Consider the following 20,749-nt stretch of genomic DNA (forward strand, 5'->3'; position numbering starts at 1 on the left):
CTCGTGTCCGGCGCCCGGGTCAGGCGTCGAGCGCAGCCAGCAGGTCGGCAGGCGAGGCCTGCAGCGGATGGGGTCCGGCGAGGTCGAAGAACACGGTCGTGATCGTCTCTCCGTGCGCCGACAGGAACGCCCGCAGCCACGCCGGGCTCTGCAGTCCCACGGCGGGCGGCAGCGTCTCGGGCTTGTGGGCGGCGTCGCTGAACAGGAGCAGCGCGACATCCCCCGTCTGCGGGTCGCGGAAGGTCCACACCTCGCCGGCGTCGAGAGGGTTGTCGCGTGGACCCGGCTTCATCAGGGGCACCACCGTCGGACCGTGCCGCAGCGCGAACGCGACGGCGGCCATGTCCTGCGTCTGCAGGGCGTCGCTCAGCGCCGTGTTGCGGAACTCGAGCTTCTTGCCGCTCTTCTTGCCGGGAGCCATCCGTCCAGCGTAATCGCGGCTCAGACGAGGAATCCGCGCATCAGGGCCTCGGAGCCCGCGAGGTGCGCGAGCACCCCCGCCTCCGCGGCGTCCGTCCGTCCGGCCAGGATCGCCGAGACGATCTGCTCGTGCTGCGCGTTGGAGTGCTCGATGTTGCGGGGCAGCAGCGGGAAGGTGTCGAGCCACGAGTTGACCTTCGCCCGGTTCTCGGCGATGAGCGGCACGAGCGACGGGATGCCCGCCGCCTCGGCGATCGCGAGGTGCAGCAGCGTGTCGGCGCGGCGGTAGTCGGTCTCGGTCGCGGTGCGCGTCGCCTCGTGCCGCGCCCACAGCGCCTCCCGCTCGTCGGCGGTGAAGGTGCGCGCGGCGGCAGCTCTGGCCGCGCCGGCCTCGAGCACGCGGCGGATGCCCAGCACATCGTCGATCTCGGCGGGCGCGACGAACCCGGGAGCGGGCGGCGGGGGCAGCGGATCGGCGACGAACGTGCCGCCGTACCGTCCGCGGCGGCGCACGAGGTAGCCGGCGTCGGCGAGCTCGCGGATGGCCTCGCGCACGGTGTCACGGCTCACGGCGAACCGCGTCGCGAGCTCCCGCTCCGGCGGCAGCGACTCCCCCGGAGCCACGACCCCGAGGCGCACGGTCTGCACCAGCCGGGCCACGGTGTCCTCGAGCGCGTTCCCCTCCCGCACGGGGCGGTAGACGGCCCGCTGCACCTCGACGAGCGGCGGCTCGGCGGTCATGGACCGGCCTCCGGCATCCGCCCGCCCGACTTCCGCGGTTCGCAGTTCAGGCAGAACCCCCGTCGATAGTCCGCACGGGAGGCTCCGGCACCCGACCTGCCTGAATTGTGGATCATGTCGAGCTCAGAGCGGGGTGACGTAGGCGTTGGTGATGCCGCCGTCGACGACGAACTGCGAGGCGGTGATGAACGACGAGTCGTCGGAGGCGAGGAAGGCGACCGCTGCGGCGAGCTCCTCGGGCTCGGCGAAGCGGCCCATCGGCACGTGCACGAGCCGGCGCTGCGCGCGCTCCGGGTCCTTCGCGAACAGCTCCTGCAGCAGCGGGGTGTTCACCGGGCCCGGGCACAGCGCATTGACGCGCACGCCCTGCCGGGCGAACTGCACGCCGAGCTCGCGGGTCATCGCCAGCACGCCGCCCTTCGACGCGGTGTAGCTGATCTGCGAGGTCGCCGACCCCAGCAGCGCCACGAACGAGGCGGTGTTGATGATCGAGCCTCTGCCGGCCGGCACCATGTGACGCAGCGCGGCGCGCGAGCACAGGTACACGCTCTTGAGGTTCACATCCTGCACGCGGTCCCACGCGGGCAGCTCCGTCGTCTCGATCGAATCGTCGTCGGCCGGCGAGATCCCGGCGTTGTTGAACGCGATGTCGAGTCGGCCGAACTCCCCGGCGACACCGTCGAAGAGGGCGTTGACGGATGCCTCGTCGGCGACGTTCACGTGCCGGTACACGCCGCCCACCTCGGCCGCCGCGGCCTCTCCGGTGGCGGGGTCGAGGTCCGCGATCACGACCTTCGCGCCCTCCGCCGCAAAGCGCCGGGCCGTGGCGAGTCCGATGCCGGAGGCGCCGCCGGTGATGATCGCGACCCGATCCTTGAGGCGCGCGGTGAGGTCGATGGTCATCGGTGGAGCTCCCTGGAGATCGAGGTGGTGGGGGTCGAGGTGGCGGCGCTCACGACGGGTCCGTCGCGAAGAAGACGTTCTTGGTCTCGGTGAAGTGCTCCGCCGCGTCGGGGCCGAGCTCGCGGCCGAGCCCGGACGCCTTCATGCCGCCGAACGGCGTCCAATAGCGCACCGAGGAGTGCGAGTTCACCGACAGCACGCCGCTGCGCACCGCCCGCGAGACCCGCATCGCGCGGCCGAGGTTCTCGGTCCAGAGCGACCCGGCGAGACCGTAGATCGTGTCGTTGGCGAGGCGGATCGCATCGGCCTCGTCGTCGAACGGCAGCACCGCGACGATGGGGCCGAAGACCTCCTCCTGCGCGATGCGGTCGCCGGGCTGCGCGAGCACGACGGTCGGGGCGAACCAGAACCCGTCGCCCTCGGGGGCGGACCCCCGGAAGGCCACCGACGCCCCGTCGAGGAACCCCTCGACGGTCGAGCGGTGGGATGCCGAGATAAGAGGCCCCATGTCGGTGTCGTCGTTGCGCGGGTCGCCGACGCGCCACCCGGTCACGGCGGGCTCGAGCAGTTCGAGGAACCGGTCGTACACGGAGCGCTCCACGAGGATGCGGCTGCGCGCGCAGCAGTCCTGTCCGGCGTTGTCGAACACCGCACCGGGCGCGGCGGCCGCCGCCTTCCCGAGGTCGGCATCGGCGAAGACGATGTTCGCGCTCTTGCCGCCGAGTTCGAGCGTGACGGGCTTGAGTCCGCGCGCGCAGCCGGCCGCGACATCCACGCCCACCGAGGTGGAGCCGGTGAAGACGACCTTGCGCACGTCGGGGTGCGTGACGAACCGCTCGCCGACCACCGAGCCCTGCCCGGTGACGACGGTGAAAAGCCCCGCCGGAAGGCCCGCCTCGAGCGCGAGCTCGCCCAGGCGCACCGCGGTGAGCGGCGTGAGCTCGGCGGGCTTGAGCACGACCGCGTTGCCGGCGGCGAGCGCCGGGGCGAAGCCCCACGAGGCGATCGTCATCGGGAAGTTCCAGGGCACGATGATCCCCACGACGCCGTACGGCTCGTGGAACGTCACGTCGAGCCCCCCGGCCACGGGGATCTGCTGCCCCGAGAGCCGCTCGGGCGCACCGGCGTAGAAGTTCAGCACCTGGGCGACGTGCGCCGCCTCCCACCGGGCGGACCCGATGGGATGCCCCGAGTTGCGCACCTCGAGCTGCGCGAGCTCCTCGACCGCCCCCTCGACGGCGCGGGCGAAGGCGCGGAGCGCGTCGGCACGGGCGAGCGGGGGCAGGGCAGCCCACGACCGCTGTGCGACCAGCGCCGTGGCGACCGCGGCATCCACCTCCTCCACCGTCGCGCGCGGCACGTCGCGGAACGCCGCACCCGTGGACGGATCGATCAGCGTGAAGGTCGGCGCCGGAGCCTGTCGAAGGGTCACGCGTGCACCGCCGTGCGCGCGACGGGACGGGCGGCGCCGTAGCGCGCCGCCTCGCCCACGAGCCCCGCGAAGAGCCGCTTGTCCTCGGCGTTCTCCTCGGGATGCCACTGCACTCCGACGAGGTAGGCCTCGCCCTCGGCCGACTCGAACGCCTGCACGAGTCCATCGCCCGCGTCCGCCACGGCCACGAGCCCGTCGCCGAGCCGATCGATGCCCTGATGGTGGTAGCTGTGCACGTCGAACGGCCCGTCGCCGAGCATCCCGGCCAGGCGGGAGTCGGATGCCACCTCGACGGTGTTGGTCGCGAAGACGCCGCCGCCGACGCGGTAGCGCTCGGTGCCCAGCGCCTCGGGAAGGTGCTGGTGCAGCGTGCCGCCGCGCGCGACGTTGACGAGCTGCAGTCCGCGGCAGATCGCGAGCACCGGCATCCGGCGCTCCTCCGCCCCGCGGTAGAGGTCGAGCTCCCACGCGTCGCGGTCGGGGCGCGCCGGGTCGGTGCGCGGGTCGCGCTCGGCGCCGTACAGCTCGGGCTGCACGTCGAGCCCGCCGGTCAGGATGAGCCCGTCGAGCCCGTCGAGGACGGCGGATGCGGCATCCACCCCTCCCGGCTGCGGGGGCAGCAGCACCGCCACGCCGCCGGAGGCGGTGACCGAGTCGAAGTACTGCTGCGGCAGGAACGCCGCCCGCACGTCCCACACTCCCTGCTTCGCCTGCTCGAGGTAGGTGGTCAGTCCGATCACCGGCCGTCGGGTCGGCTGAGGATCAGAGTCGTTCGAAGCCACGCACGCGCTCCCAGTCGGTCACGGCCGCATCGTAGGCCTCGACCTCGATGCGCGCCTGGTTGAGGTAGTGGTCGACCATGTCGTCGCCGAAGGCCGCCCGAGCGATCGTCGACTCGCTGAACAGGCGCGCCGCTTCGCGCAGCGTCGTGGGCAGCACGTCGACGCCCGCCTCGTACGCGTTGCCGGTGAGCGGCTCGGGGAGCGGAAGCTCGTTCTCGACGCCGTGCAGCCCGCCGGCGATGATGGCGGCGATCGCGAGGTAGGGGTTCACGTCGCCGCCGGGCACGCGGTTCTCCACGCGCAGCGAGCCCCCGTGTCCGACGACCCGCAGCGCGCACGTGCGGTTGTCGATGCCCCACGCGATCCCCGTGGGCGCGAACGAGCCCTTGGCGTAGCGCTTGTAGGAGTTGATGTTCGGCGCGTAGAGCAGCGTGAACTCGCGCAGCGTGGCGAGGATCCCGGCGATCCAGTGCTCCATGAGCGGGCTGAACCCGTGGGCGCCCTCGCCGGCCATGACCGCGGCGCCGTCGTCGCCGCGCACCGACAGGTGGATGTGGCAGCTGTTGCCTTCGCGCTCGTTGAACTTGGCCATGAAGGTGAGCGCCTTGCCGTGCTGGTCGGCGATCTCCTTCGCGCCGTTCTTGTAGATCGCGTGCTGGTCGGCGGTCTCCAGCGCCTCGGCGAAGCGGAACGCGATCTCCTGCTGACCGAAGTTGCACTCGCCTTTCACGCCCTCGCAGTACAGGCCGGCGCCCTCCATGCCGTTGCGGATGTCGCGCAGCAGCGGCTCCATGCGCGTGGAGGCGAGGAGGTTGTAGTCGACGTTGTAGTCCGTCGACGGGGTGAGGCCCGTGTAGCCCTTGGCCCAGGCATCCCGATACGTGTCGTCGAAGACGATGAACTCGAGCTCGGTGCCGGCGTACCCCACGAGACCGCGCTCGGCGAGGCGCTCGCGCTGACGGTTCAGGATGTCGCGCGGCGCCTGCACGACGCGGTCGCCGTTCACCCAGCCGAGGTCGGCCATCACCAGCGCGGTGGCGGGCAGCCACGGCAGGCGACGGAGCGTGGCGATGTCGGGCGTGAGCACCATGTCGCCGTACCCGGTCTCCCAGCTGGACATCGCATAGCCGTCGACGGTGTTCATGTCGACGTCGACAGACAGCAGGTAGTTGCAGGCCTCCGCGCCGTGGCCGAGCACCTCCTCGCGGAAGAAGCGGCCCGCGACGCGCTTGCCCACGAGCCGGCCCTGCGCGTCGGCGAACGCCACGATGACGGTGTCGATCGCGCCCGATGCGATATCGGCCTCGAGTTCGGCCACGCTGAGATTCCCCGGCATCCGTCTTCCTCTCGTCGGCCCGTCGCGAGCGTCGGCGCGCGCGTCCGGTGCGATCACATGTAACCAGGAACTTACATCCAAAGGTAGACACCAAGTACCAATAGGCGACACAATCGGGGCCAACGCGCGGCCGTGCGCATCACCCGAACCCTCCGGAGGACGGATGTCTCAATCGAGCAGTGACGCGAGGAAGGTCGCCGGCGCGACCTATACCCGCGCTGGACAGGGCTACTTCGAGAAGCGGACGCTGAAGCGGTCCGCCGGCGTGTGGGGCCTGTGGGGCCTCGCCGTCGCCGCCGTCATCTCCGGCGACTTCTCCGGGTGGAACTTCGGCATCGGCTTCGCAGGCTTCGGCGGCATGCTGATCGCCTTCGCGATCCTCGTCGTCATGTACTACGGCATGATCTTCTCGATCGGCGAGATGGCCGCCGCCATGCCGCACACCGGCGGCGCGTACTCCTTCGCCCGCTCGGCGATGGGTCCGTGGGGCGGTCTGGTCACCGGCGCCGCCGAGACCATCGAGTACGTGGCGACGACGGCGGTGATCGTCTACTTCTCGGCCAGCTACGTCAACGGCATCCTCGAGCCCCTGCTCGGGTTCACCCTGCCCGGCTGGCTGCTGTACATCATCCTCTACGTCGTGTTCATCGCGCTGAACTCGGCGGGAGCGAGCATCTCGTTCCGCTTCGCGATCGTGGTCTCGGTGATCTCGATCGGCATCCTGCTCGTCTTCACGGTGATGGCGATCTTCTCCCCGGCGACCGACTGGGGCTCGCTGTGGAACATCGCGCCCGACCCGGGCTGGAACTCGTTCCTGCCGCACGGCGTGCTTCCCATTCTGTTCGCCCTGCCGTTCGCGATGTGGTTCTTCCTCGGCATCGAGGAGCTGCCGCTGGCGGCGGAGGAGTCCCACGACCCGGTGCGCGACATCCCGAAGGCGGGCTTCTGGGCTCGCGGGACGCTCATCGTCACGGGCCTTCTGGTGCTCTTCTTCAACACCGCGCTCCTGGGCGCCGACGCGACGGGCGCGGCCGACCAGGGCGAGCCCCTGCTGAACGGCTTCCGCGCGATGGTCGGCGACCAGGCGGCCGCCGTGCTCGCGCTGTTCGCCCTCATCGGGCTGCTGGCGTCGCTGCAGGGCATCATGTTCGCCTACGGACGCAACATGTACTCGCTGTCCCGAGCCGGGTACTACCCGCAGTTCCTCTCGCTCACCGGCAAGCGCCAGACGCCGTGGGTCGCGCTCGTGGTCGGCGCCGTCATCGGCTTCGTCGCGCTCGTCGTGCTCGACGTCCTGGCGGCGGTCAACGAGGGTGCCGGCTCCCTCGCGGGAGCGATCGTGCTCAACATCGCGGTGTGGGGTGCGGTGCTCGCCTACCTGCTGCAGATGGTCTCGTTCATCATCCTGCGCCGGAAGTTCCCGAACGCGAACCGCCCGTACCGGAGCCGCTGGGGCATCCCCGGCGCGGTGATCGCCGCCGCGATCTCGGCGCTCATCTTCGTCGGCTTCCTCCTGAACCCGACGTTCGGGCCGGCGATCATCGCGATCGTGATCGTGTACGTCGTGATCCTGCTCGGCTTCGCGCTGTTCTTCCGGCACCGCCTCGTGCTCTCGCCCGAGGAGGAGTACGCCCTGTCGGGCGGCGAGCACGGCGACCCGCAGACCGAAGGCTACGACGCGATGGAGAAAGAGGTCTTCGGCGAGAAGCCCTGAGCCGCGCATCCATCGTCCTCGCAAGACCTCACGGCCGTCGGCCGTGGGGTCTCGCGGCGTGTGCGGGATGCCTGCCCGCGCCGCCGCTCGTCGGATGCCGTCGCGGCCGGTGTCGGGGAAAAGCGCAGGGCCCTCTCGAATACGCCGCTGCGCGGCGGCCGACTCGAGAGGGCCCAGGGCACCGAGGGCGAGAGGTCGGAAACGCACGCGCTCAGTATGGCGGATGCGCGCGACCGGTTCCCGCCGCCGGATCGCGGCTCAGCCCGCGGCATCCGATCGCCTCAGCTGCGCACCGGCATGCGCGATCTCGGCGAGTGCCGCGGCACTGGAATCGGGGTGCACTCCCGTGACGAGGTCGGTGAGCACCCGCACATGGCGGCCGGCCGCGATCGCATCCAGCGCCGAGGCGCGCACGCAGTAGTCGGTGGCGATCCCGACCACGTCGATGTCGAGGATGCCGTGCTCCTCGAGCAGCTGCGTCGCCGTGCGCCCGTCGTCGGAGACGCCCTCGAAGAGCGAGTAGGCGGGCTTGCCCTGCCCCTTCTTCAGGTGGTGCGTGACGCGCGAAGTGTCGAACACCTCGTCGTAGTCGGCGCCGGGCGTGCCGCCCACGCAGTGCACGGGCCACGTGTCAACGAAGTCGGGATCGTCGGAGAAGTGCCCGCCGTTGTCGTCGTCCCCGTGGTGCCAGTCGCGCGAGGCGACCACGATCTCGTAGTCCGAGGCGTGCGCGGCGAGATACTGCGAGATGCGGGCGGCGACGGCATCCCCGCCCTCCACCCCCAGCGCACCGTGCTCGGTGAAGTCGTTCTGCACGTCGACGATGAACAGCGCCCGGGTCATGTCACCGAGCGTACGCCGGGTGCGCCGGACACGGCTCAGCCGGGTTCGTCACGCCATCGGGTCACTCCCGCGTCCGGTCGCGAAGCTCGCGGCGCGTGCGCGGCGAGCCGGCTGAGTCGTGTTCCGGCGCCCGGACCGCCGTCTCGGGCCCGTGCCGCCACAGCTTCGACGGCCACCAGATCGCCCGCCCGATGTCGTAGGCGGCCGCGGGCACGAGCAACGACCGCACCAGGAAGGTGTCCAGCAGCACGCCGAACGCGACGATGAACGCGATCTGGGCGAGGAACAGGATCGGGATCACCCCGAGCGCCGCGAACGTGGCCGCCAGCACGAGACCCGCCGACGTGATCACCCCGCCCGTCGCGACGAGGCCGCGCAGCAGCCCCGGCCGCGTGCCGTGCACGAGGGATTCCTCGCGCACGCGCGACATCAGGAAGATGTTGTAGTCCACCCCGAGCGCGACGAGGAAGACGAACCCGTACAGCGGCACCGCGGGGTCGGCCCCGGGGAAGCCCAGCAGGTGGTCGAAGACGAGGCCGCTCACCCCCAAGGCGGCGCCGAAGGACAGGATGACGCTCGCGACGAGCAGCACCGGCGCCAGGATCGAGCGCAGCAGGAGCATGAGGATCAGCAGGATCACGCCCAGCACCACGGGGATGATCACCGAGCGGTCGCGGATCGAGGTGTCGTTCGAGTCGATGTCGATCGCCGTCACCCCGCCCACGAGGGCCGTGCCGCTGCCGAGCGCATCGTCGAGAGACACCCGCAGCTGACGCACGGTGTCTTCGGCGGCGACGGAGTCGGCGGCATCCGTCAGCGTCGCGATCAGCAGCACGTCGCCCTGCGACACGGTCGGCGCGGGCGCCGGCGTGCCGGGCGGTCCGACGGCGGCGTAGACAGGGACTCCGCCCGAGACGGTGACGGTGGCCTGCCCGGTGGGCGAGTCGGCGGATGCCGCCGCCACCGCCTGGATGCCGGACGCCCCGTCGAGCACCCCCACCGCATCGGCGACCCGGTCCTGCGGCACGATGACGTACGCCGGGCTGCCGGAGCCGGCGGGGAAGTGCTCGGCGAGCACCTGCTGCCCGTCGCGCGCCTCCGACGCCCCCAGCACGAGGTCGGACGAGGGCACGCCGTCGGCCTTCAGCTGAAGAAGACCCGCGGATGCCGCGAGCAGCACCACGGTGCAGACGATCCACACCACGCGCGCGTGACGGGCGACGAACCGCGCCTGCCGCGGCCACAGCCCCTTCACCGGCTGGGTGAGGTCATCGGGGATGCCGTCGACGCCGTGCTTCGGCACGAACGGCCAGAACGCCGCCCTGCCGACGAGCGCGAGCAGCGCGGGCAGGAACGTGAGAGCCGACAGGACCGCGAACGCGATGCCGATCGATGCGATCGGACCGAGCGCGCGGTTCGTGGCGAGGTCGGACAGCAGCAGGCACAGCAGACCCGCGATCACCGTTCCCCCGGAGGCGACGATCGGCTCGAATGCTCCGCGCCAGGCCCGGGTCGTGGCATCCCATCGCCGCCGTCCCTCGCCGACCGCCTCGCGGAAGCGGGCGACGTACAGCAGCGCGTAGTCGGTGGCCGCGCCGATCACGAGGATGAAGAGGATCCCCTGCACCTGGCCGTTGAGCACGAACACGCCGGCTTTGGCCAGCCACCAGACCGTCAGCAGCGCCACGCACAGCGCGAACGTGGAGGTCATCAGCACGAGGATGGGCAGCAACGAGGACCGGTAGACGATCACCAGGATGACGAACACCGCGCCGAGGGCGACCGCCAGCAGCAGTCCGTCGATGCCGAGGAACCCTTTGGACAGGTCGGCGGTGAACCCGGCCGGACCGGTCACCCACGCATGCAGCCCGTCGGGCAGGGACGACTGCACGGCCGAGCGCACGTCTCCGACGGTGGTGCGCACGGAGCCCTTCGCGTCGATCGGCACGAAGATCTGCGCGGCGGCGCCGTCGTCGGAGGCGATCGGCGGCGACACGCCGGCGGTCACTCCCCCGATGGCGGCGACGTCGTCGGCGAGCTTCTGGGTGTCGGCCAGCTGCGTGGCTGTGAGCGCTCCGTCGCCGGTCACCACGATCACCGCGGGGATGGTGTCGTCGCCGAGGAAGCCCGGCACGCGCTCACTCACCTGCGTGGCGTCGGCGCTCTGCGGCAGGAAACTCGACTGGTTGTTTGTGGAGACCTGGTCGACCTTGCCGAAGTACGGTCCGCCGATGGAACCGCCGATCAGCCAGATGAGCACGAGCAGGACCGGGATGCCGACCCGCAGCCACCTCGTGGGCTGGGCGGCGGCGTGGGAGGGCAGCGTCGAGCGTGTCCGGCGGTCCGTCATATCGCTAGCTTATCTAGCGATATGAGTTCTTCGCCATCTCAGCCGCGCGCGAACAGCAGCACCCATGACAGGGCCAGCGAGACGGCGCCGAGCGAGAGCAAGCCGATCGCGAGCAGGCGGGCGCCGCGCACGGCCGGCGACCCGGGCGTGGTGCGCATCCGATCGCGCCAGCCGCGTCGGGCGTAGACGTCGACCATCTCCCCCTCGTGCAGCCCGGGGTGCTGGTCGGCGTGCAGCGGTGCCTCGTTGGCCTCGCCCTGCTCGTCGAACCAGCGCACGAGTCGGCGCCCGTCGTCGTGCTCGTCCTGCTCGACGACCGCGCGCACCGGAACCCACGTTCCGTCGAGCAGGAAGAGCACGAGAGCGATCCCGCCGACGACGGCGCCGAGACCGAAGCCCGCCCACGCGAAGATCTCGACGATGGCGTCGACCGTCGCGTCCATGGAGCCACCTGAGAGAATCGAACTCTCGACCTATTCATTACGAGTGAATCGCTCTGCCGACTGAGCTAAGGCGGCGTACAGCGCTTGCGCGTTGCACGATCCACGATATTACCCTGTCGAGAGGGCCGACGCGAACCACGCGCCCGCCGCCTTGCCGACCTCCGGGTCACCCGCAGCGCAGACGGTTCTGCGGCACCGTGCCGTCGATGAAGTAGCTCTCGACGGCGGCATCGACGCACGCGTTGCCCTTGTTGTAGCCGGTGTGCCCCTCGCCCACGCGAGTGATGAGCACGCCCGAGGAGAGCTGCGCCGCCAGCGACACCGACCACTCGTAGGGTGTCGCCGGATCGTTGGTGGTGCCGATCACGACGATCGGGGCAGCGCCGTCGGCGGAGATCGGCTCGCGGATCCCGGTCGGCGGGAACGGCCACGCGGCGCACGTGTCGGAACCCTGCCAGTAGGGGGCGACGGTGGGCGCCTTCTCTGCCAGGAGGGCGTTCGCGGCATCCTGCTGCGCCTGCGTCGGCGGGCCGGGATAGTCCATGCAGTTGTACGCGGTGAAGGCCTCGGTGGAGTTGTCGCTGTACGAACTGCCCGACCGGCTGTAGTAGAAGTCGGCCAGCTGGAAGGCGACATCGGGGTTTCCGCGCAGCGCGTCGGAGAGCGCCGTGGTCAGATACGACCAGCTGTCCTTCGAGTACAGCGCCGAGACGATCGAGGTGAGCAGGGCGTTGGCGCCCAGACGCCGACCGTCGGTGGCCGGCAGCGGCGAGCGATCGACGCTGGCCAGCAGCGTGCCGAGGTCGGCCATCCCCTCGTCGACGGTGCCGCGGAACGGGCACGAGCCGCCCTGCTGACAGTCCGCCATGTAGGCGCGCAGGGCCGACTCGAACCCCACCCCCTGGATCGTCCCCACATCGAGTCCCGAGATCGACGGGTCGATCGCACCGTCGAGCACCAGACGCCCGACGCGCTCGGGGAACAGCTTCGCGTACGTCGCGCCCAGGAACGTGCCGTACGAGTAGCCCAGGTAGTTGAGCTTCGCGTCGCCCAGCACCCCGCGCAGGAGGTCCATGTCACGGGCGGAGTTATCGGTCGTGATGTACCCGAGGATGCCGCCGCTATTGGCCTGGCACGCCTCAGCGAACGTCTTGTCGCGCGCCTGCAGGTCGGCGTTCCAGGCATCCGACCCGCGTGCGCCCGGGGGGATGGCGAACAGGTACGCGTCCATCGCGGTGGGATCGAGGCACGTCACCGCGGTGGAGGCCCCCACGCCGCGCGGATCGAAGCCGATCACGTCGTAGTCCTGCTGCAGCGCCGCGCCCACGGCGAACGACAGCGAGTCGCGGATGAGGGAGACCCCGCTCGCACCCGGCCCACCCGGGTTGGTCAGCAGGGACCCCTTCGCGGTGCCGCTGGAGGCGCGGTGGCGGATGACCGACAGGCTCAGGTCGCCGGCGGACGGATCCGCCCAGTCCAACGGCGCACGCACAGTCGTGCAGTCGAAGCCGCCCGAGCACGGCGACCAGGACAGGGTCTGCGCGTAGTAGGGCACCAGCGCGGGGTCGATGCCGGTGACGTCGGGGGCGAGGCTCGCGGTCGATGACGGAGCCGACTCGGGGATCATCGAGTAGAGGCAGCCGGAGAGGGCGACGGATGCCGCGACCAGCACCGCGATCGCGCCGACCAGGCGTCCCCGACGGCGGGTGGGAGCTCCAGCGATGCGGTGCGGGGTGCGGTGGGTCACGGGGTCCTTCCGGAGGCGACGGTGATGAGCATGCTCTCGAGCGCGAGGGCGGGAGCGACGTTCTGCTCCAGGTTGCGGCGCGTGAGGGCGATCTGGTCGAGCACGACGATGGTGCGCTGCGGACTCCACGCGGCCGCGACGGCGCGCAGGTCGCCGTCGAGCTCACGGTTGATGAGGTCGCCGTCGCGTCCGTGCTGCAGCAGAGCGACATCGCGGAACAGGGACTGGAAGTCGGTGAGCACCCGATCGATGCCGTCGCGGAGGCTGCGGGTGGCGCGGCGCTTCTGCTCGTCCTCGAGGGCCGACAGCTGCGAGCGCACGGCAGGCGGCACGGCGGCGCCCTCGGCGACGCCGATGGTGCGCAGCAGGCTGGCCCGCTCCGCCTCGTCGCGCTCGGCGGTGAGCGCCTTCGCGTCGTCGGTCGCGGCCTGCACGACCTGCGCGGCGACCTCGACCGCGTCGCCGACACCACGGACCCTGAGCACCCCGCGCAGCGTGGTGTCGCGACGCGCCCGAGCCGAGGCATCCGTCGCCAGTCGCTGCGCCATGCCGATGTGCCGCTGGGCGTGACGCGCGGACTGCTCGGCCGTGACCGCGTCGACCCCGGTGCGCTGCGCGATGAGTCGCGCCACGTCGTCGACGTCGGGTTCGCGCAGGCGCAGCACGCGCACGCGCGAACGGATCGTGGGGAGCAGATCGGCCTCGCTGGGTGCGCACAGCACCCACACGGTGCGCTCGGGCGGCTCTTCGAGCGCCTTCAGCAGCACGTTGGAGGTGCGCTCGACCATTCGGTCGGCGTCCTCCATCACGATCACGCGGTAGCGGCCGAGCGATGGCGAGAAGTACGAGCGCTCGACGAGGGAGCGCGCATCCTTGATGGAGATGATCACTCCCTCGGTGCGCAGCGCGGTGAGGTCGGGATGCGTGCCGGCGAGCACCTGGCGCATGGCGGGCTCGTCCCCGGGCTCGGCGATGAGCGCCGCGGCGAACGCGTGCGCGAGGGTCGACCGACCCGATCCGGGGGGCCCGGTGATCAGCCACGCGTGGGTGAGCGATGCAGGATCGGATGCCGCGGCCCGCAGCGTCGCGACCGCGTCGGGCTGACCCCACACGGCGCCCCACGGGAACGCCGCCTCCGACTCCGTCGAAGGAGCGGCGAGGTCGGTCATGGGCACCAGCCTAACCGCGGCCGCCGACGGCGCTTCGAGTCACCGGGCGAGGGATGCCGCGACCCGCTCGCGCACGATCGTGGCGAGCTCGTCGACCGGACGCGAGGCGTCGAGCACGAGGAAGCGCTCGGGCTCGGCGCCCGCGAGCGCGAGGAACTCTGCGCGCACGCGCTCGTGGAAGGCCGACTTCTCGGACTCGAGCCGATCGAACGGCTTGTCGTCGGCGTCGAGGCGCGACCGTGCGGTGGCGGGGTCGAGGTCGAGCAGCACCGTGACATCGGGGAGCAGGCCGCCGGTCGCCCACAGCGACAGGTCGCGCACCTCCCGCGGTCCGAGCACCCGCCCGGCTCCCTGGTACGCCACGGAGGAGTCGAGGTAGCGGTCCTGGATCACCACGTCGCCGCGCGCGAGCGCAGGCCGCACCACCGTCTCGACGTGGTGGGCGCGGTCGGCCGCGTACAGCAGCGCCTCTGCGCGCGGGGCGACCTCCCCGCGGTGGTGCAGCACGATGTCGCGCACGAGCACCCCCACCTCGGTGCCGCCGGGCTCGCGCGTGCGCACGACGGAGCGTCCGGATGCCTCGAGCCACTCCTGCAGCAGTGCCGCCTGGGTGGTCTTGCCCGCTCCGTCACCGCCCTCGAACGTCACGAAGAGCCCGCGGGCGGCCTCCGCTGAGGTCACGAGCTCTTCTTCGCCGGGGCCTTGCGCGTGGTCGTCTTGCGTGTCGTGGCGCGCTTGGGGGCGGGGCCCTTCGCTCGCTTGTCCGCGAGCATCTGCACGGCGATCTCGTACGTGATGTCTGCGGGCATCTGGCCCCGCGGAATCGTCACGTTGGTCTCGCCGTCGGTGACGTAGGCGCCGAAGCGCCCATCGCGGATGCGGATCGGCTTGCCGCTGACCGGGTCGGCCTCGAATTCGGCGAGCGCGCTGGAGGCGCGGCGGGCACCGTACTTCGGCTGCGCGTACACCTCGAGCGCGGCGGGCAGGTCGATCGTGAGCAGCAGCTGCTCGCTGTCGAGCGTGCGCGAGTCGGTGCCCTTCTTCAGGTAGGGCCCGTAGCGGCCGTTCTGCGCGGTGATGACCTCGCCCGATTCGGGGTCGGCGCCCACCTCGCGCGGGAGCGACAGCAGCTGTACGGCGGTGTCGAGGTCGACGGTGTCGACCGACTGCGACTTGAACAGGGACGCGGTGCGCGGCTTGGGCGCGGCATCCTTCTTCGCCGCGGTCTTCTTCGCGCCCTTCTTCGGCGCCGGCTCGGTCTCGAGCACCTCGCCGGTGGACTCGTCGACCGCCGCGGGCTCCTCGGGTTCGAGCTCCTGGACGTACGGGCCGTAGCGTCCGTCCTTCACGACGATGAGCTTGCCGGTCTCGGGATGCGTACCCAGGACGCGGTCGCCGGCGATCGGCGCGTCGACGAGCTCCTGCGCCTTCGCGGGCGTCAGCTCGTCGGGTGCGAGGTCTTCGGGGATGTTGACGATGCGCGCCTTGGCCTCGGGCTGCGCCGGATCCGTGATCTCGAGGTACGGGCCGTAGCGGCCGATCCGCAGGGTGGCGGTGTCGGTGATGCGGCGGGAGTTGAGCTCGCGCGCGTCGATCTCGCCCAGGTTCTCCACGACGTTGCGCAGGCCCACGCGACCCTCGGAGCCGAAGTAGAACTCCTTGAGCCACTCGACCCGGCGCTGCTCGCCGCGGGCGATGGCATCGAGGTCGTCCTCCATCGCGGCGGTGAAGTCGTAGTCAATGAGGTCGGGGAAGTGCTCCTCGAGCAGCCGCACGACGCTGAACGCGAGCCAGCTGGGCACGAGCGCCTGGCCGCGCTTGGTCACATACGTGCGCGCGATGATCGTGTCGATGATGCTCGCGAACGTCGAGGGGCGGCCGATGCCCTTCTCCTCGAGCGCCTTGACGAGGGATGCCTCGGTGTAGCGCGGCTTCGGATTGGTGGCGTGGCCCTTCGGCTCGACCTCGTCGATGCGCAGCACGTCGCCCACGGCCAGCTGAGGGAGCGACTGGTCGTCGGCCTTGTCGGCATCGCCGCGCTTCTCGTCCGCCCCCTCTTCGTAGGCTTCGAGGAAGCCTTTGAACGTGTAGACGGTGCCCGACGCGGTGAACTCCGCGACCCGATCGCCGGCGGTCACGGCCAGCGTGACGGTGGTCGTCTCGTATTTCGCGTCGGACATCTGGCTCGCGACGGTGCGCTTCCAGATGAGGTCGTAGAGGCGCAGCTCGTCGCGGTCGAGCTGCGAGCCGACCGACGACGGGGTGCGGAACTCCTCGCCCGACGGGCGGATCGCCTCGTGCGCCTCCTGCGCGTTCTTCGACTTGCTCGTGTAGACGCGCGGCTGCAGCGGCACGGCCTTCTCGCCGTAGAGCTGCACGGCCTGCGCCCGGGCGGCGCTGATCGCCTGCGCCGACAGCGACTGCGAGTCGGTGCGCATATAGGTGATGAAGCCCTTCTCGTAGAGGCGCTGGGCGACGCTCATCGCGTGCTTGGCGCTCATCGAGAGCTTGCGACCGGCCTCCTGCTGCATCGTCGAGGTCGTGAACGGGGCGTACGGGCGCCGGGTTCCGGGCTTGGCCTCGACGGACGAGACGGATGCCTCACCCGCCGTGGCGACCTGCGTGGCGAGCTTCGTGGCCTGCGCCTCGTCGAGTGCGACCACAGCCTTCTTGAGCACGCCGAGATCGTCGAAGTCGGAGCCGCGGGCGATGGCCGCACCGGCGAGGCGCGCGAGCTTGACGCCGAAGGCCGCGCCGGACTTGGCCGCACGGGCCTCGACATCCCAGTACGAGGCCGAGACGAACGCCATGCGCTCGCGCTCGCGGTCGACGACCAGACGGGTCGCGGCGGATTGCACGCGGCCGGCGGAGGTGCCCTGCTGCACCTTCATCCACAGGACGGGCGAGACATCCCACCCGTACAGCCGGTCGAGGATGCGGCGGGTCTCCTGCGCGTCGACGAGGTCGAGGTCGAGCTCGCGCGTGTTGCCGACGGCGGCCTGGATGGCGTCTTTCGTGATCTCGTGGAACACCATGCGCTTCACGGGCACCTTGGGCTTGAGCGCCTCGAGCAGGTGCCACGCGATGGCCTCGCCCTCGCGGTCCTCATCAGTCGCGAGCAGGAGCTCGTCGGCGCCGCGGAGAGCGCGCTTGAGCTCGGCGACGGTCTTCTTGCCGCGCTCGGACTCCACATAGTAAGGAGCGAACTCGTTCTCGATGTCGATGGAGTACTTGCCCACCGACGTCTTCTTGAGCTCCGCGGGAATGTCGCGACGATCGGCGAGATCACGGATGTGACCGACCGAGCTGAGGACCTCGTAGCCGTCGCCGAGGTACCCCTGGATCGACTTCATCTTGGTCGGGGACTCGACGATCACGAGCTTCTTGCCCGTCGACGCTTTCTGTGCCACTGCTGCACGCCTTTCTTCGATGCACACCATACACACCGCTCACTGTGAGGGCGTCGCAGGTTCCGGAGGCGGACCCGCCCGCGCGGTGGCGGTCGCGGGCAGCCGGGCGAACGTCGCGGACACGCGGACGGTGGCGACGAGGTCGTCGAGCTCGCACGCGACGACGGCCGCTCCCGACGCGCCGGCGACCTCCGCGGCACGCGCGCACGGGATGCCGGTCACGGCTCCGGAGGCCGCGTCGGCCGCGGCGAGGGCGGCGGCATCCGCCACACCGGCGAGTCGTTGCGAGAACGCGGATGCCGCCCCCACCGTCGCCAGTCCGATCGCCGCCGCGGCCGCGCAGGCGACGACGCCGGCCGTGACCACGGTCCCCGGCATCAGCGGCCTCCGTCGAGGGCGCAGGAGGTGGCGGTGAGCACACCGAACCCGAACCCGGCGTCGGCGCTCATCGCCGCGCACACGAGGTCGCCGCGCGTCGACATCGCCACCGCTGCGCCGACGGCATCCGCCGCGCGTGCCGGGCTGTCCCCGCGGGCGGCGAGCCGCGCCGCGTCGGCGGCCGCGTCCTGCAGCCGCACCTGGGTGGCGCACGCGCCGAGGGCGACGGCGCCCAGGAGCACCACGATCACGACAGCCGGGAGCGCGACGGCGAACTCGGCGGCCGCGGAACCGCGCTCGCCCAGTCGATACCGGGCGCCCGTCCGGCAGTGGTGGCGGCCGACCTCGGGTCGGGCGGGCTCCCGGTCACGCCATCGCACCGCCGGCCAGGGCATCAGGCGACCGAGAGCGCACGACGGACGAGGTCGGTGAGGATCCCGCGCACCTCGTCGCTGCGCATGATGATCACGAGCAGGCCGGCGAACGCGACCGCCGCCATCGTGGCGATGGCGTACTCGGCCGTCGCTGCGCCGGTGTCGTCGGTGAGCAGGGCGGCGGCTCGACGCCGGGTGAGCGGGGGCAGCGGGACGATCTCGGTGACCGACCCGCCGGAGCGGGCGAGGGTGCCGGAGACGGCGGGGCTTTCGGACATCGGATTCTCCTTCATGTGGTGGGGGTGGGTGGCGGGCACTGCTCGAGGAGTTCAGAGGGTGAGGGTGGTGGAGGCGAGCACGCTCAGGAGCATCGGCGCCACGCCCAGCAGCAGGAACGCGGGGAGGGTGCAGACGCCGAGCGGAAGCAGCAGCCGCGTCGACAGCGCGGCCGCGCGCAGTCGTCCGGCCGTGCGGGCGCGATGCCTGCTGAGCGCCGCCGAGGCGCGCAGGAGCTCGACGGCGGGCACCCCGGCGGTGCGCGACAGCTCCAACGTGGCGTCGATGTCGGCGCGGGGATCGACGACCGGGTCCGAGGCTCCTCGCGGACGCCGTGCGGGGGCGGTCTCCTGTGCTGCGAGCGGGCCGTCTGCCGAATCCGGGTTCTCGCCCGGCTGCGGCTTCGCTCCTCGATCCGCGTCCGGCAGCACGGCGGCCTCGGCGACGATGCGGCGAGCGCGGTCGATGGATGCCCCGCCGCTCAGTCCGATCGCGATGAGCTCGGCATCGAGCCCCGGCATCCGCTCGGGCGGTCGCGCCGCCCGCACGAGGCGCCCCGTCCAGCGGCGCGCGCCGACGATGAGCCCGAGTCCGCCGATCAAGCACGCGATGCCGAGGGGGTTCGTTCCGAGCACCCCGAGGGTGTCGAAGCCGAGCGCGACGCCCAGCACCACCGCCACGAGCGGGAGCCACCCCATCAGGCGAGCGGTGCCGGCGGGTTCGGCGAGCGCGACGCGCACCTCGTCGGCCGCCTCCTGGCCGTCGCGGAGGGCGGCGGCGATCGCGCGCAGGCTGTCTGCCAGGGGCGCCCCGACCGTCGCCGCCACCGTCCAGGCGACCGCGACGTCGGGCCACGGCTCGCCACCGGCCGCGATCGCCCGGGGCAGAGGCATCCCGTCGCGCACACGCGCCTGCACCGCGGCGGCGGTCGTGTCGCCCGTCGCGGCCAGGTGCTCCCACGCGCGGGCGGGCGCGATGCCGGCCTGCAGCAGCACGGCGACGCGCAGCACGGTCTCGGCGGCGCCGGCGGCGTCGGGCTCGGTCGTCGTGCGACGCCGGATGACGTGGGCCAGCAGCCTCATGCGTCGCCCTCGTCTCCCCCGACGACCACCCTCAGCCGGCCGCGGTCGTCGAGCACGGGACGCCCGATGCCCTGCAGCACCCGCCGCCCGTCGTGCGTGCGCCCGATGTGCAGCACGTGGTGGATGGCGCTGGTGACCTGGCGGGCCAGCGCGCGGTCGTCGAGCCCGGCGAGCGCACCGAGCGCCTCGAGGCGGGCCGGCACGTCGTCGAGCCCGTTCGCATGCACGGTGCCCGCACCCCCGTCGTGGCCGGTGTTGAGGGCCGACAGCAGCTCGCGCACCTCCTCGCCGCGGCACTCACCGACGACGAGGCGGTCGGGCCGCATGCGCAGCGCCTCGCGCACGAGCCGTGCGAGGCCGATCGCACCGACGCCCTCGAGATTCGGCTGCCGCGCCTCGAGCCGCACGTGGTGCGGGTGCTCGATGCGCAGCTCGGCGACGTCCTCGATCGTGACGATGCGCTCGGTCGCCGGTGCGCCGCCGAGCAGAGCCGCCAGCAGTGTCGTCTTCCCGGCTCCGGCCGCACCCGTGACGAGGATGTTCTCCCGCCGACGGACGATGCCCTCGAGCCGCTCGCGCATGGGGGTGTCGAACATGCCGAGGCGCTCGAGATCGTCCAGACCGGGAGTGCCCAGCCGCGGCACGCGCACCGAGATCACCGTTCCCTCGGCCGAGACCGGCGGCAGCACGGCGTGCACCCGCAGGCCGCCGTCGAGCCGCACGTCGACGCAGGGGGTCGCATCGTCGATGTGGCGACCGCCGAGCCCGATGAGGGCGACCGCGAGCTCGCGGACCTCTTCTTCGTCGGCGCGCCAGGAGAGCTGGGGTTCGGGTCCGTGACCGCGATCGACGAACAGCCCGGTCGCGCCGTTGACGAACAGATCGGTGGTGCGCTCGTCGCGCAGGAACGGTTCCAGCGGCGCGAGGACCGCAGGCAGCGGATGCCTCAGCCCGACCGCCGCCCGTGCCGACGCCGTCGCCGAGTCGCGTGCCGGCGCACGCCCGGGGATCCAGCCCCTCGATGGGTCCGATCCCGAGGGTGCGGGCGCTCCCGTTGCCGCGTGCACGCGCGGCGCGTGGCCGCGGCGACGGGCCGAGGCATCCGTCGAGTCGGCACCCGTCGAGCGGACGTCCGTCGAGCGGGTGTCCGCCGCGCGGGTGTCCGGCGACCCGCCATCCGTCGCCGTTGGACGCGTCGCGGGAGGACGCGGCTGGACGACGAACGGTTCGGGCATGGCTCGACGCTAGGAGCGCCGCGTGGACCGGAAGGGACCGAGTCGCTGGTGCTCGCGAAGTCGGTACTCGAACGTCGACCGCGATCCGATGGGGAGGAGTCGACGATCCGGAAA

19 protein-coding genes and 1 tRNA gene are annotated in these 20,749 nt (G+C 71.7%); 1 reads left to right on the plus strand and 19 read right to left on the minus strand.

The features are described from left to right. Nucleotides 1–19: 19 nt before the first annotated feature. The 6 genes from ACSJDX_RS01990 to ACSJDX_RS02015 form a co-directional block, all read right to left on the minus strand. Nucleotides 20–421 (minus strand): dehydrogenase, encoded by a 402-nt coding sequence (locus tag ACSJDX_RS01990; RefSeq protein ID WP_438353924.1) that lies wholly within the window; start codon nucleotides 419–421, stop codon nucleotides 20–22. Between the two features lie 20 nt (nucleotides 422–441). Then, on the minus strand, nucleotides 442–1,161 hold the full coding sequence (locus ACSJDX_RS01995) for a FadR/GntR family transcriptional regulator (protein WP_438353925.1): 720 nt from the start codon (nucleotides 1,159–1,161) through the stop codon (nucleotides 442–444). Between the two features lie 123 nt (nucleotides 1,162–1,284). Then, on the minus strand, nucleotides 1,285–2,064 hold the full coding sequence (locus ACSJDX_RS02000) for a 3-oxoacyl-ACP reductase (protein ID WP_438353926.1): 780 nt from the start codon (nucleotides 2,062–2,064) through the stop codon (nucleotides 1,285–1,287). 49 nt (nucleotides 2,065–2,113) lie between these two features. Continuing rightward, nucleotides 2,114–3,496, minus strand: a complete 1,383-nt coding sequence (locus tag ACSJDX_RS02005; protein ID WP_438353927.1) for an aldehyde dehydrogenase family protein — start codon at nucleotides 3,494–3,496, stop codon at nucleotides 2,114–2,116. Then, a complete protein-coding gene (locus ACSJDX_RS02010) occupies nucleotides 3,493–4,278 on the minus strand; it encodes a gamma-glutamyl-gamma-aminobutyrate hydrolase family protein (RefSeq protein WP_438353928.1) in 786 nt (261 codons plus the stop codon). The genes ACSJDX_RS02005 and ACSJDX_RS02010 overlap by 4 nt, the downstream gene beginning before the upstream one ends. Next, the gene (locus ACSJDX_RS02015) at nucleotides 4,259–5,614 is read right to left on the minus strand and encodes a glutamine synthetase family protein (RefSeq protein ID WP_438353929.1); all 1,356 of its coding nucleotides are present in this window, start codon (nucleotides 5,612–5,614) and stop codon (nucleotides 4,259–4,261) included. Before ACSJDX_RS02015 ends, ACSJDX_RS02010 begins: the two co-directional genes overlap by 20 nt. Nucleotides 5,615–5,777: 163 nt before the next feature. Here ACSJDX_RS02015 and ACSJDX_RS02020 point away from each other — a divergent pair, with 163 nt between their 5' ends. Beyond that, on the plus strand, nucleotides 5,778–7,328 hold the full coding sequence (locus ACSJDX_RS02020) for an amino acid permease (RefSeq protein WP_438353930.1): 1,551 nt from the start codon (nucleotides 5,778–5,780) through the stop codon (nucleotides 7,326–7,328). A 258-nt stretch (nucleotides 7,329–7,586) separates the two neighbouring features. On the opposite strand, the gene ACSJDX_RS02025 is transcribed toward ACSJDX_RS02020, so the two are convergent. The 13 genes from ACSJDX_RS02025 to ACSJDX_RS02085 all read right to left on the minus strand — a co-directional run bounded on the left by ACSJDX_RS02025 (nucleotide 7,587) and on the right by ACSJDX_RS02085 (nucleotide 20,635). Further along, nucleotides 7,587–8,171, minus strand: coding sequence for an isochorismatase family protein (locus tag ACSJDX_RS02025; protein ID WP_438353931.1), 585 nt, complete (start codon nucleotides 8,169–8,171; stop codon nucleotides 7,587–7,589). Between the two features lie 61 nt (nucleotides 8,172–8,232). Continuing rightward, nucleotides 8,233–10,521 carry an MMPL family transporter gene (locus tag ACSJDX_RS02030; protein WP_438353932.1) on the minus strand — a complete coding sequence of 763 codons (2,289 nt, stop codon included), beginning with the start codon at nucleotides 10,519–10,521 and terminating at the stop codon, nucleotides 8,233–8,235. 38 nt (nucleotides 10,522–10,559) lie between these two features. Next, the gene (locus ACSJDX_RS02035; protein ID WP_438353933.1) at nucleotides 10,560–10,964 is read right to left on the minus strand and encodes a hypothetical protein; all 405 of its coding nucleotides are present in this window, start codon (nucleotides 10,962–10,964) and stop codon (nucleotides 10,560–10,562) included. Then, a tRNA-Thr gene (locus ACSJDX_RS02040) sits at nucleotides 10,964–11,039 on the minus strand. Before ACSJDX_RS02040 ends, ACSJDX_RS02035 begins: the two co-directional genes overlap by 1 nt. A 91-nt stretch (nucleotides 11,040–11,130) precedes the next feature. Beyond that, nucleotides 11,131–12,687 carry an alpha/beta hydrolase gene (locus ACSJDX_RS02045; protein ID WP_438355029.1) on the minus strand — a complete coding sequence of 519 codons (1,557 nt, stop codon included), beginning with the start codon at nucleotides 12,685–12,687 and terminating at the stop codon, nucleotides 11,131–11,133. 20 nt (nucleotides 12,688–12,707) lie between these two features. Further along, nucleotides 12,708–13,880: a DNA polymerase III subunit delta' gene (locus ACSJDX_RS02050; protein WP_438353934.1), complete on the minus strand. Its 1,173-nt coding sequence runs from the start codon at nucleotides 13,878–13,880 to the stop codon at nucleotides 12,708–12,710. 39 nt (nucleotides 13,881–13,919) lie between these two features. Continuing rightward, complete coding sequence (gene tmk / locus ACSJDX_RS02055) at nucleotides 13,920–14,561, minus strand: dTMP kinase (protein WP_438353935.1); 642 nt, start codon at nucleotides 14,559–14,561, stop codon at nucleotides 13,920–13,922. Next, entirely contained in the window at nucleotides 14,558–17,233 is a 2,676-nt protein-coding gene (gene topA / locus ACSJDX_RS02060) for a type I DNA topoisomerase (RefSeq protein WP_438355030.1), read from the minus strand. The genes tmk and topA overlap by 4 nt, the downstream gene beginning before the upstream one ends. A 96-nt stretch (nucleotides 17,234–17,329) precedes the next feature. Next, nucleotides 17,330–17,668 (minus strand): Rv3654c family TadE-like protein, encoded by a 339-nt coding sequence (locus tag ACSJDX_RS02065; RefSeq protein WP_438353936.1) that lies wholly within the window; start codon nucleotides 17,666–17,668, stop codon nucleotides 17,330–17,332. Further along, nucleotides 17,668–18,063, minus strand: coding sequence for a TadE family type IV pilus minor pilin (locus ACSJDX_RS02070; RefSeq protein WP_438353937.1), 396 nt, complete (start codon nucleotides 18,061–18,063; stop codon nucleotides 17,668–17,670). The genes ACSJDX_RS02065 and ACSJDX_RS02070 overlap by 1 nt, the downstream gene beginning before the upstream one ends. Continuing rightward, nucleotides 18,063–18,260: a DUF4244 domain-containing protein gene (locus ACSJDX_RS02075; RefSeq protein ID WP_438355031.1), complete on the minus strand. Its 198-nt coding sequence runs from the start codon at nucleotides 18,258–18,260 to the stop codon at nucleotides 18,063–18,065. The genes ACSJDX_RS02070 and ACSJDX_RS02075 overlap by 1 nt, the downstream gene beginning before the upstream one ends. A gap of 111 nt (nucleotides 18,261–18,371) precedes the next feature. Beyond that, nucleotides 18,372–19,400 (minus strand): type II secretion system F family protein, encoded by a 1,029-nt coding sequence (locus ACSJDX_RS02080; protein WP_438353938.1) that lies wholly within the window; start codon nucleotides 19,398–19,400, stop codon nucleotides 18,372–18,374. Then, nucleotides 19,397–20,635, minus strand: a complete 1,239-nt coding sequence (locus ACSJDX_RS02085) for a TadA family conjugal transfer-associated ATPase (protein ID WP_438353939.1) — start codon at nucleotides 20,633–20,635, stop codon at nucleotides 19,397–19,399. Before ACSJDX_RS02085 ends, ACSJDX_RS02080 begins: the two co-directional genes overlap by 4 nt. Between the last annotated feature and the right edge of the window lie 114 nt (nucleotides 20,636–20,749).

It is taken from the genome of Microbacterium fluminis (assembly GCF_051549805.1).
In the GTDB taxonomy this organism is placed as follows: domain Bacteria; phylum Actinomycetota; class Actinomycetes; order Actinomycetales; family Microbacteriaceae; genus Microbacterium.